The sequence below is a fragment of the Prevotella histicola genome, from assembly GCF_055385135.1.
Window position 1 is genome coordinate 39953 of sequence record NZ_AP043794.1, and the last position, 12837, is coordinate 52789.

A 12837-nucleotide genomic window follows, 5' to 3' on the forward strand; every position below is an offset into this window, starting at 1 on the left:
CTATTTATTGAACAAAATAACGTTATGCACTGTATATAAGCATGTTATTCATCCATAAAATGTCTTATAATATTCGCCCAGATAGCGTATCCTTTATCCGTCAGATGGAGCCCATCTCTACAATATTCAGGCTGCATCCGATTGGTATTTACATTCAATAGCGGTGTATAGAGGTCGATAAAAGGAAGCGAATGATGGTCACAATATTCTTTCAACTTACCATTCAACTGTACAATCATTTCCTCTTTGCCCTTCAAAAGCTTCCAAACTCCAACCTTATCATTCAACGGGAGCAGACTCTGGACATAGAGTTTAGTTTGTGGACAATGGCTTCGAATGGTCTCAATCACCTTGATAATACCTTGAAAAGAGCGTTCCACACTCCATCCATGGCTCAGATCATTCGTCCCACATTCAAAGAATATCTTGCTAGGGTTGCATGTCAGCACTTGATTTAAGCGGTTTTGAATCCCTCTACTATCATCACCTATGATCCCACGATTGAAGATCATCGGTGCATCAGGGAAGTGTCTGTTCCAGTCTCCACCGTATTCAGAATGACTATCTCCCAACATTATAATGGCATTATCAGGCAAAACGCCCTCCTGTTCAAACTGTTTCATACGCGTGTTATAATGTTTTGAGCCACGATAAGGGACTTGTTGGGCATGAGTCATAATACCTACAACACATAAAAGAATAGTTGTCAAAAGGAAAGACTTACTCATATAACCATCAATTTACACTGCAAAATTAACAAAAAAGCGACAGATAATAAAAGAAAAGCCCGGTTATCTACTCACAAGGGAAGATAGCCGGGCTTTTAATAAGAGGTTCTTTCTTAATATTCTGGCGTGTATTAACGCATGATTTGCATTACTTTCCGAAGATAAGCCTGAGTCTTTGCAATGTTATATCGTATACCTCCGCTCCAAAGGCGAATGGCCTTTTCAACACTATTCAGTGGATTATGGAACGACTGAATGATGACAAACATCTCTCTTGACTTCGTTGCGTTGTAACGATCAGAGAGTGAAAAGCGCTTCTTACTGCCTTTACTCTTCAGGATATTGTTACACTCTTTTACGATGACAGGGGAGATTTGCAGCACACCAACGTATGAACCGTTGACTGCCATAGCATTTCCTTTACTCTCAAGCTGGATAATTGCGTCCATTACTGGGCCCCAATTAAATCCGTCACCTTTCACGAATACGTTGGCATGAACCGTAGTTGATGCCAGAATCATTAAGAAACAAATACTTACTACTTTAATTATTCTCATCATAAAAAGCTTTCCGGAACCTTGGAAAAGTACTTCAAGTGAGGTACTCTCTACGGCGTGTTCCTATGTGAGAATGAGTTACCACCACGCCTGAGTTCCATGTTAACGGCGACAAAGATAAGAAAAATATTCCTGAAAACCAACTCTTTAGCATAAAAATTACAAAGTAATACAAGAACAAGGCGTACAGACGGGTAGTGTTTTTCCCTCCATAACATGGGGAAAATCCTATACATATTTATGGATTCCACCGTGAGGAAGCTGTCATTTAAACCTTATTTTTGCTGCGTCAAACAATGTTTAACCACATCCGAAAGGATGATAAAAGAAAGAACAAACTATGCAAAGATTAATTAGATTAGCACTTTTTGCTATCATGATGGCAAGTGTGACAGCGGGGTTTGCTCAAGAAAACACAACTTTTGAGCGTGATCAGGCACGAATGAGACAGATTGATGCAGAAGCACGTAGGGCTATGCAACAAAGAAGATATGACCGAAGATACGATAGAAAACGGAGTTCTACGGCTTGGAACAGAGGACAATGGGTGTGGGACGGCGGCAGATGGGTATGGGTTCCATCATCAAGACAGCAAAATCCTTACGGCTCCAGCGTTCCAGCTCACCAACACAGATTCGATGACGGACGCTGCTATATATGCGGTATACGCAAGGATGACGCTAAGAAATGGGAGAAAAGAATGCGGAAACGTTATGACAAACGCTGCTATAAGTACAAAAGATACGATGACGACGATGATGATGACGACGACTAAATATATATAGCTGATTAGCAAAGGCTTTGACTTTCTTGTTTAATAAGAAGTCAAAGCCTTTTTCTTTGGCTATAACAGAATGTCCACAACGGCACTTGCCATTTCCGAAAACTTTATCTACCTTTGCGCAAGTTTAGGACAAACGGATGCTCAGAAGGCGTCATTGTCTATCTACACACGAATCAGCTATGGCAAGAAAGAGACGCAGACGCAGCAGGAAAGGGCGTAACAACAAGAACAGATGGGTATGGGTTGGTATAGCAATACTGGCTCTTGCCACTATTCTCATCATCGATCTCAAGCCATGGCACAAGCATCACGAGACCATAAGTGACCAGTGGCCTTTTCATGACCTGACGAAAGGACCCTACTCAAAGGACTTTGAAGGACTTGACATATCGCGTCATCAAGGTAAAATCCACTGGGATGAGCTGGTTGATGAGAACCCTCAGCTGCAGTTTGTCTACATAAAAGCAACGGAAGGCAGCTCGATTGTTGACCCATTCTACAAACGAAACTTTGATGAAGCCAAGAAACATGACCTCCTCGTGGGCTCTTATCACTTCCTGTCTCGGCGTACTTCCATGGCAAAACAGGTGGATAACTTCCTCTCAAACATTGACCTTCAGGCACAGGACCTGCTCTTATTGGTGGATATTGAGGAGGATGGGACACGCGGTTGGAGCCGTTCCATCATTCAAAAGAACCTCGCTGAATTCATTCGTTTGGTAAAAGAACGCACGGGAGTATCACCAATGATCTATACCAATGAGGCATATTACCATCTAAACCTGTACCCTGAATTCAATCATTATCATCTTTTCATTGCCAATTACAACCTTCCTCCCGAACTGGGGACAGCAAAGTATGACATCTGGCAGTCGAGTAAGCGGGGCAGGGTACGTGGTATCTGGAACTATGTAGACATCAATCAGCTACGCGAAGGGGTGACATTGGAGGATATTAAACAACCATAGACATGGCTATCAGCATAGTCTCATCAATACAAGAAGAACACATCACTGTAAAATATATTCACATTGGGAAAACAAAAGAGGCTCTTTTGACTTCTAAAAGACGCCCTTTTGTAAAGTAAAAGATGCCCTTTTACACTTCAAAAGGTGCCCTTTTGCAACGTAAAAGACGCCCTTTTACTTTGCCTTTTGTAATCGTTTGAAACACTGAAGGTTACAAAGACGAAAATAAAAGGATTTCCCCTTATTTTCACGTAAGCATGTTTCTTTTTCTGTAAGATTATTTCGTAGCATCAAACAGTGTTATGATTTATCTGTCGAAAAACCACACTTCATAACAACAACAACGGCTGATAACCATGTTATCAGCCGTCGGATTTGCAGTAATCTATAATCTTTTGATTAAAGAAATACTTTAATTAAAATCTAATTATCAATAGTTTTAAATCATTTACAACCGTCTATTATGCCAGACCTTCTATCTGTCCACGCACAATATCAATCTTTTCTGCCTGCGGAATCTTAGGCAATCCAGGCATACGCATCATGTCTCCAGCAATGGCAACAATCATCTCTGAACCGCCATTGATGACAAAGTCACGAATAGTTATGTCGAAATTCTTAGCTACACCAATCTGTGTTGGGTCCTCACTGAAGGAGAATTGCGTCTTAGCAATACATACTGGGAAACGCTCCATGCCCCAGGCACGAATACGAGCGAGCTTCTTCTGCGCTGCTTTCTTCAGGATAACCGAACGTGCACCATAGACATTCTGGGCAATCTTCGTCACCTTCTCCTCAATTGTCTCATCATCAGCATAGCTCATGTTGATAGCCTTTGCACCGCGCTTATCAATCGTTTCAACAACAAGACGTGCCAGGTCCTCAGCTCCTTCACCACCTTTCATGAAGACATTGTTCTCTGCAAAGCCAACACCTAACAGCTTACAATGCTCTGCAAGGAGAGAGATTTCCTCGTCAGTATCGTCTCCATAGCGGTTAAGGGTCACTACTACAGGCTGACCAAAGCGTTGCATGTTCTCTACATGACGGTCAAGATTGGCAAAACCTTGCACCAATGCTTCGCGTTCCTGCTCACGTGTGTTGCCTTCAGTGAGCCCTCCGTGCATCTTCAAGCCACGCAATGTGGTGACAAGAACAGTCACACGAGGATATATCTCAGCCTTACGACACTTGATATCAAGGAACTTCTCTGCACCTAAATCGGCTCCGAAGCCAGCTTCAGTGACGGCATAATCGCTCAAAGACATTGCCATCTTCGTTGCAACAAGACTGTTACAGCCATGCGCAATGTTAGCAAACGGACCGCCATGTACGAACGCTGCCGTCCCTTCAAGCGTCTGTACAAGGTTTGGTTTCAGTGCATCCATTAACAGAACGGTGATAGCCCCAGCCACACCAAGGTCCTTAACGGTAAACGGTTCATCATTGAACTTGATGCCCAACACCATGTTTTCGATACGACGACGTAGGTCGGCTTCACTGTCAGCAAGGCATAATGCAGCCATAATCTCACTTGCTGGTGTGATATCAAAGCCCGATTGACTTGGTAAACCATCCGTTGCAGCCCCTAAACCAGTAACAATATTACGCAAACTACGGTCATTGACATCCAGAACACGCCTCCAAAGCACTTCTTTCAGTGTGAATCCTTCGCTCCGATGCTGGTAGATGTAATTGTCAAGTAGCGCTGCTATCATGTCGTGAGCACTGGTAATGGCATGGAAATCACCCGTGAAATGCAGGTTGATCTTCTCCATTGGTACCACCTGGGCATATCCTCCACCAGCTGCACCACCCTTCATTCCGAAGCAAGGACCAAGACTTGGCTCACGAAGAGCCAACACTGAGCGCTTACCGATACGGTTCAGCGCCATAGAAAGGCCTATACTAACCGTTGTTTTACCAATACCGGCACGAGTAGGGGAAATAGAAGTAACAAGAATAAGCTTGTTACGGGATACCTGGTCTTCGTCAATCAAAGAGAGAGGGACCTTTGCCATGTATTTACCATAGTGTTCTAACTCATCCGATGCTATGCCAACTGACTTAGCAACGTCCTCGATCCGCTTCATTTTACATGAGCGTGCAATTTCAATATCAGATTTCATAGTTACATAATATATTGATGATGCGACAAAGATAGGTAATATTTTACATAAAAAAAGCATATGGATGATTTTTTTCATCCATATGCTTTCTATTTCTTATTTACGTCCCCCTGACCTATCTTTCGGTTGGAGTTATCAGCGAGGACATCATTGACAATATTGTTAATCTGCTCTTTTAACTCGTTGATAAACTGTCCGGCATCATATTTCTTATGCTCTATATCACGTAGTTTCTTCTCCCATATACCTGTCAACTCAGCCGAAATGAGTAGTTTCTCACGTATGGTATCAATGAGAGCGATGCCTGTTTCTGTTGCTTCAAGGTTCTTTCTCTTCCTACATATATAATGTCTCTTGAACAAAGTCTCAATGATTCCCGCACGGGAAGAGGGTCGACCGATACCGTTTTCCTTCAGTGCTGCACGCAAAGTGTCATCATCTACCAGCTTACCAGCCGTCTCCATGGCACGCAACAAGGATGCTTCAGTGTAATGTTTGGGTGGTGTGGTTTGCTTTTCAGTGAGTGTTGGGGTGTGAGGACCCGTCTCTCCTTTGGTGAAAGAGGGTAGGGTGACTTCGCTCACAGGCTCTACAGCAGAGGAATCCTTGGCAGATGCATCACCGTTTCCTGCTGATTGTTCCTCCGTTATACCCGTTTCCTTTGTAGCGTTTGGAGTAGCAAACACCACACGCCAGCCCTGATCGAGGATCTCTTTGCCCGTAACCTTAAACTCAATCCCGTCCACTTCGCCGATGACAGTGGTCGTTGAGAACTTACAATCAGGATAGAAGGCTGCAATGAAACGCCGTGCTATGAGGTCATAGACGTTCTTTTCCGCATCAGTAAGCCCCTGTGGCGGTATGCCAGTAGGGATGATTGCATGGTGATCGGTCACCTTTGAGCCATCAAAAACACGCTTCGACTTTGGTAAAGGCTTACCTCCCAGTGCCTTCACAAGCTCTGCATAAGGGCGTTTCCCAGCAAAAGCAGTCTGGAAAAGTCCGTTCATTGTCTGTGGACACTTGGGGTAAACATCATCAGGAAGGTACTGTGTATCCACACGTGGATAGGTAGTAAGCTTCTTCTCATAGAGACTTTGAATCGTGTTCAGCGTCATTTCGGCAGAGTACCCATACTTCCGGTTACAGTCAACCTGCAATGAAGTAAGGTCATAAAGCTGCTTAGGCTGTTCCGTTCCCTTCTTCTTCGTAACATTAGTGATGGTAAAAGGCTTCCCTTCAATGGTGGAGAAAGCCTTCTCTCCTTCCTCTTTAGAAGTGAATTTACCCTTTGTTGCCGTGAACTGTGTATCCCTATACACCGTAGCAAGCACCCAATAAGGTTCGGGTTTGAAGTTATTTATCTCCTTTTGTCGCTGTACAATAAGCGCAAGCGTTGGTGTTTGCACACGTCCGATGGACAGAACCTGTCCCTTACCATAGTTATTATTGCCATATTTAAGCGTATAAAGGCGTGTGGCATTCATACCTAACAGCCAGTCACCAATGGCACGTGAGAGTCCGGCAAGGTACAGAGGCTGATACACATCCTGCTCTTTCAGACTTGCAAAGCCCTCACGTATAGCCTCATCTGTCATAGATGAGATCCACAATCGCTTCACGGGGCACTTCACTCCAGCCTTTTGCATCACCCAACGTTGGATAAGTTCACCCTCTTGTCCAGCATCTCCGCAGTTAATAATCTCATCTGCGGCATGGTAAAGCTTCTCTATTACAGCGAATTGTTTCTTGATTCCTTCATCTTCTATTAGCTTTATGCCAAACCGAGGAGGAATCATCGGGAGGGCAGCAAGGCTCCAATGCTTCCAATTCTCGGAATAATCATTGGGTTCCTTCAGCTCACAAAGGTGGCCAAAGGTCCAGGTTACCTGGTAACCATTGCCTTCCATATATCCGTCACAAGACTTATTGGCACCGAGAATACGGGCAATATCCCTTGCAACACTTGGTTTCTCTGCTATACAAACTTTCATTGTTTCTTCTTATTCGGTCCTCTTTTCACCTGTGCAAAGATAAGAAAAATATTTCACAGGTGCGTTACATGGAAAATTTTAGGGGCTATTTTTTCTGTAATTCCTTTCATATAATGGTTTTATTTCGTAAATTTGTAGCACGCAAACGAACAAGAAAATATATCATTATGAGAGTTGGACTCTTTATTCCTTGCTACGTCGACGCCCTGTTTCCACAGGTTGGCGTAGCAACTTATAGGCTTCTAAAGAAACTAAAGGTAGATGTTGTATATCCCGAACACCAGACTTGTTGCGGGCAACCAATGGCAAACGGCGGTTTCCAACGTATGTCAGGACATTTAGCAGAACGCTTTGAGAAGAACTTTAAAGAATTTGATTATGTGGTAATACCAAGTGTATCATGTGCTGCTTTTGTACGTGTTAACTACCCACAGATACTCGATCACGAATGTAAGACGCCTAAGAAAGCAATAGAATTGGTTGAATTCTTGCATGATGTCTTAAAGGTTAAGGAACTACCAGGTAGTTTCCCACATGTCGTATCAGTACATAATTCCTGCCACGGAGTACGAGAATTACTCCTTAGTGCACCTTCAGAAGAGAATATTCCACCTTATAATAAGATTTTAGACCTACTGAATCTTAAGGAAGGAATAACCGTTAAGGAACCCGAACGCAAGGATGAATGCTGTGGTTTCGGCGGTATGTTCGCTGTAGAAGAGCCACAAGTAAGCACCAGAATGGGTACTGACAAGGTTCAAAGACACATGGCTACAGGCGCAGAGGTCATCACGGGTTCTGATAGTTCATGTCTTATGCACATGCAAGGGATAGCTAATAAAAAGAAATATCCTATTAAATTCATGCATGTAGCAGAGATCTTGGCTGCTGACTGTAATATATTAAAAGGTGATATATAATAAGGAAGAAGAAAAAAGATAATATGTCAACATATCATTCAAAGCGAGCTGCGGAGTTCTTAAAGGACCCTGAGAAGGTAACACGACATGATCAGACGTTCTGGTCATTGCGTCAGAAACGTGATGACAGGGCACATGAACTGCCAGAATGGGAGGACTTACGCGAACATTCCAGCCAGATTAAAGCGCATACAGCCACACATTTAGCTGATTATATTGACCAGTTTACTGAAAATCTTAAGAAAAACGGAGTCATAGTGCACTTTGCTAAGGACGCACAGGAGTTCAATGAGATTGCTTATGGCATACTTGAGGACCACAATGTGAGGAAACTTGTAAAGTCGAAGTCCATGCTTACGGAGGAATGTCAGCTCAATCCATACCTTATTAAAAGAGGTATTAATGTCGTGGAGACCGATCTCGGTGAGCGTATTCTACAGTTAATGCACTTAAGACCAGCCCACATTGTTATGCCAGCCATCCATCTTACACGTGAAGAAATAGGTAAGATGTTTGAAGAAAAGGGTATCTCAAAGGAGATTGGTAACTATGATCCGACTTATCTTACACGCTGTGGACGTGAGAATTTAAGGAATGATTTCATGGATGCTGATGCTGGAATGACAGGTTGTAACTTTGGTATTGCAGCCACAGGTGACTGTGTTGTATGCACCAATGAGGGCAACGCAGATATGTCAACATCACTTCCTAAGCTGCATATAGTAGCTATGGGCATAGAAAAGGTCATCCCTGACTATGCATCCTTAGCCGTTTTCCACCGTCTTCTCAGCCGAAGTGGTACCGGACAACCCTCTACTGCCTTCACATCTCACTTCCGTAAGCCTCGCCCAGGTGGTGAAATGCATGTCATTTTGGTTGATAACGGAAGAAGTAACATGATAGCTAACCCAGAACATTGGCAGACATTGAAGTGTATTCGTTGTGGTGCTTGCATGAATACGTGTCCCGTTTATCGGCGTTCTGGTGGTTATTCATATAGCTATTTCATCCCAGGTCCTATCGGAGTCGATCTCGGAATGATACATGATCCTAAGAAATACAGTGGCAATGTGTCTGCATGTTCACTCTGTTTGAGTTGTGATTGTGTCTGTCCTGCTAAGGTTGAACCAGGCAGTCAGATATATCGGTGGCGTCAAAGTCTTGAGAAATACGGCACAGAGAACAAGGAAAAGATGGTAATGGCGGAAGGAATGAAAGCCGTTTATGAGAATTATCATGTCTATGATGCCCTCCTTCGGAACTCACCAATAGCCAATCACATCCCAGAATCATTGGCTGACATCAAGCTGAACCCATGGAGTATCGGGCACACCATGCCTCATTTCGCACAGAAATCATTCCATGCCATCTTCAAACAAGCTATGGATGAACTCAAAAAGGGTAAGAAGTAATCATTTATAATTACTTATAAACGCATTATAACACGGCAATGTACAAAGAAGATTTACTAAAGAAACTGCGTAAAAACACTACTCTGCAGTTCGATATGCCCAAGACAACCGTTAAAGGGATAACCTATCCAGACGTTGTTAAGCAATATATAAATATGTGTGAGACCGTCGGTTGCAAGGTAATAGAAGCCAAAAAGAATGACGATTTCAATGCTATCATCCGTAAAGCTTACCCTAATGCGAAGGTGTTTGCATCGAATGTAAAAGGAATCAAGGCTGATCGAAACCCGGATACGGTCGGATCCGCACAGGAACTCAATGGTACTGACGTCGGAATCATCGAAGGTGACGTCGCAGTTGCAGAGAATGGATGTGTCTGGATACCACAAACCATGAAGGAAAAGGTCATCTGTTTTATTTCAGAAGAGCTGGTAATCCTCGTACATCGTGACAAAATTGTCAACAATATGCACGAAGCTTACGAACGTATCACCATGCCTGAATATGGCTATGGGTGTTTTATATCAGGTCCAAGTAAGACTGCTGACATTGAACAGGCACTTGTTATGGGTGCACAGGCAGCCCGTGGTGTAACGATTATACTGATCGGTTAAACGTTAATTTTGGCAAAAAGAGAAATATAAGATACTCACACAATCCCTTTTCCATATTTTTTATTACCTTTGCAGGGTATAAAGGAATATTTAAAAAACAACTATTTTTAAACAAACTATAAGTTATGAAGATTGAAAAAGTACATGCTCGCGAGATTCTTGACTCACGTGGCAATCCTACAGTTGAGGTAGAAGTAACTCTTGAAAATGGTGTAATGGGTCGTGCAAGCGTACCATCTGGTGCGTCTACAGGCGAAAACGAGGCACTCGAGCTTCGTGATGGCGACAAGAAACGCTTCTTGGGCAAGGGTGTTCTCAAGGCAGTTGAGAACGTAAACAACCTCATCGCTCCAGCATTGAAGGGTGACTGCGTATTGAATCAGCGTGCTATCGACTACAAGATGCTTGAGCTCGATGGTACTCCAACTAAGAGTAAGCTTGGTGCTAATGCAATCCTTGGTGTTTCTTTGGCTGTTGCTCAGACTGCAGCTAAGGCTCTTAACATTCCTTTGTATCGTTACATTGGTGGCGCTAATACCTATGTATTGCCTGTTCCAATGATGAATATCATCAACGGTGGAGCACACTCTGACGCTCCAATCGCATTCCAGGAGTTCATGATTCGCCCTGTTGGTGCACCTTCAGAGAAGGAAGGTATCCGCATGGGAGCTGAGGTTTTCCACAATCTTGCTAAGCTTTTGAAGAAGCGTGGTCTCTCTACTGCAGTAGGTGATGAGGGTGGTTTCGCTCCTAAATTTGATGGTATTGAGGATGCACTCGACTCTATTATCCAGGCAATCAAGGACGCTGGCTATGAGCCAGGCAAGGATGTGAAGATTGCTATGGACTGTGCTGCTTCTGAGTTTGCTGTATGTGAGAATGGCAAGTGGTTCTATGACTATCGTCAACTGAAGAATGGTATGCCTAAGGATCCTAACGGTAAGAAGCTGACAGCTGATGAGCAGATTGCTTATCTTGAGCATCTTATCACCAAATATCCTATCGATTCTATCGAGGATGGTCTTGATGAGAACGACTGGGAGAACTGGGTTAAGCTTACAGAGGCTATCGGTGACCGTTGCCAGCTTGTAGGTGATGACTTGTTCGTAACCAACGTTAAGTTCCTCGAGAAGGGTATTAAGATGGGTGCAGCTAACTCTATTCTTATCAAGGTTAACCAGATTGGTTCTCTTACAGAGACTCTTGAGGCTATCGAGATGGCTCATCGTCATGGTTATACAACCGTTACTTCTCACCGTTCAGGCGAGACTGAAGATACAACTATCGCTGATATCGCAGTTGCAACGAACTCTGGTCAGATCAAGACTGGTTCTATGTCTCGTACAGACCGTATGGCTAAGTACAACCAGCTCATCCGTATTGAGGAAGAACTTGGTGCTTGTGCTCGCTATGGTTACAAGAAATTGAAGTAAGAAAGCATATTGCTTTGGTCCTCATCTGTTGAGGATTAGCATTCAAATAAGAAGGGATTATCCTAATGGGTAATCCCTTTTTTCGTGCACTATGGCGTGTGTTGATTTGTATAAGGATTGTGTTTGACATGCAAATGAAGAGATAGAGGAAGGAAAAAGATTGTATTCTCTGCATTAAGAAAATATATTACGAAAAGAAGACTATGGGAAAGTGAGTTTTAAAGGGAAATCAAGTTTTTCATACTTTGTAACCTATTGATAAACAAAAGGTTATAAAGAGGCTTGTAAAAGGTGCCCTTTTGCGTTGTAAAACAGGCCCTTTTACACATCAAAAGATGCCCTTTTACATTGCAAAAGGGCATCTTTTACTATCCAAAAGGGCGTAGATTAAAAGGAAGAAGGGAAATAAATTGACAAAAGAGGTGGCCTCCCCAAGCCCCTCCGAAGGAGGGGATGTTCAGATAAAAGTGGGGTAATAGTTTGTTAAAAAGCCCTCCCAAATACCGCCAACGGGGCGAATGTGCATGACGGAATACCGTGTAGGGAAACTTATTCTATAAGTACAAAGACTAATGAAAAGCGAACAATGAATTGGGCAGAGGGGCGAATGTGCATGACGGAATACCGTGTGGAGAAAGTTATTTTATAAGTACAAAGACTAATGAAAAGCGACTGATGAAGCAGGCAAATGGGCGAATGTGCATGACGAAATACAGTGTGGCGAAACTTATTATTAAGTATAAAGATTAATGAAAAGCAACTGATGAAGCAAGCAAAGGAGCAAATGTACATGACGGAACACGGCATTTCTTATTAGGGGTTATAGCAATTAGAGAGCTAAAGGAGTCGAGCCAACGGGTTAATATTAAAGAAATAGGAGAATAAAAGAATAGAATTTAATCTTCAAAGTTCAATGATTTGAAAGGTAGAAAGACAAAAGAATAAAGCGCTAAGAACGCAATTTGAAAGGTAAAAAGATGAAAGAGTAAAGCGCTAAGAGTGTACTTTGAAAGATGAAAAGCTCAAAGAGTAAAACGCTAAAAACGCAATTTGAAAGGTAAAAAGATGAAAGAGTAAAGCGCTAAGAGCGCACTTTGAAAGATGAAAAGCTCAAAGAGTAAAACGCTAAGAACGCAATTTGAAAGGTAAAAAGACAAAAGAATAAAGCGGCAATAAGCAAGATGTAATTGTAGAAATATGGTCTTGTTTAGCAATAGAAAGGGGCGCATCGTCTGTCATTCTTCAGCCATTATCAACCAGCAGAAGACTCTTATGGATTCAAAACAAGAATGTATCAA

The 12837-nt window shown here is 42.8% G+C and carries 10 protein-coding genes; 6 read left to right on the forward strand and 4 right to left on the reverse strand.

Features of this window, described 5'->3' with window-relative positions; all coding sequences use genetic code 11:
* Positions 1-44: 44 nt before the first annotated feature.
* Complete coding sequence (locus ACZ48L_RS08950; RefSeq protein WP_464722065.1) at positions 45-623, reverse strand: GDSL-type esterase/lipase family protein; 579 nt, start codon at positions 621-623, stop codon at positions 45-47.
* Between the two features lie 236 nt (positions 624-859).
* On the reverse strand, positions 860-1288 hold the full coding sequence (locus ACZ48L_RS08955) for a hypothetical protein (RefSeq protein WP_025790883.1): 429 nt from the start codon (positions 1286-1288) through the stop codon (positions 860-862).
* Positions 1289-1625: 337 nt separating this feature from the next.
* Between ACZ48L_RS08955 and ACZ48L_RS08960 the strand changes: the two genes are divergently transcribed.
* Together ACZ48L_RS08960 and ACZ48L_RS08965 are read left to right on the forward strand one after the other, a co-directional pair.
* Positions 1626-2060, forward strand: a complete 435-nt coding sequence (locus ACZ48L_RS08960; protein ID WP_044113776.1) for a hypothetical protein — start codon at positions 1626-1628, stop codon at positions 2058-2060.
* A gap of 188 nt (positions 2061-2248) precedes the next feature.
* Positions 2249-3037, forward strand: coding sequence for a glycoside hydrolase family 25 protein (locus tag ACZ48L_RS08965; RefSeq protein WP_025790880.1), 789 nt, complete (start codon positions 2249-2251; stop codon positions 3035-3037).
* 461 nt (positions 3038-3498) lie between these two features.
* Here the strand turns inward: ACZ48L_RS08965 and ACZ48L_RS08970 are convergent, their stop codons facing one another.
* Positions 3499-5166 carry a formate--tetrahydrofolate ligase gene (locus ACZ48L_RS08970; protein WP_025790879.1) on the reverse strand — a complete coding sequence of 556 codons (1668 nt, stop codon included), beginning with the start codon at positions 5164-5166 and terminating at the stop codon, positions 3499-3501.
* Between the two features lie 89 nt (positions 5167-5255).
* Complete coding sequence (locus tag ACZ48L_RS08975; RefSeq protein WP_025790876.1) at positions 5256-7160, reverse strand: DNA topoisomerase 3; 1905 nt, start codon at positions 7158-7160, stop codon at positions 5256-5258.
* A 167-nt stretch (positions 7161-7327) separates the two neighbouring features.
* Here ACZ48L_RS08975 and ACZ48L_RS08980 point away from each other — a divergent pair, with 167 nt between their 5' ends.
* The 4 genes from ACZ48L_RS08980 (at position 7328) to eno (ending at position 11539) form a co-directional block, all read left to right on the forward strand.
* Positions 7328-8080, forward strand: coding sequence for a (Fe-S)-binding protein (locus ACZ48L_RS08980; RefSeq protein WP_025790874.1), 753 nt, complete (start codon positions 7328-7330; stop codon positions 8078-8080).
* Between the two features lie 23 nt (positions 8081-8103).
* Entirely contained in the window at positions 8104-9492 is a 1389-nt protein-coding gene (locus tag ACZ48L_RS08985; RefSeq protein ID WP_025790872.1) for a lactate utilization protein B, read from the forward strand.
* A gap of 38 nt (positions 9493-9530) precedes the next feature.
* Positions 9531-10106, forward strand: a complete 576-nt coding sequence (locus tag ACZ48L_RS08990) for a LutC/YkgG family protein (RefSeq protein WP_025790870.1) — start codon at positions 9531-9533, stop codon at positions 10104-10106.
* 125 nt (positions 10107-10231) lie between these two features.
* Positions 10232-11539, forward strand: a complete 1308-nt coding sequence (eno, locus tag ACZ48L_RS08995) for a phosphopyruvate hydratase (protein ID WP_008823093.1) — start codon at positions 10232-10234, stop codon at positions 11537-11539.
* Positions 11540-12837: the final 1298 nt, after the last annotated feature.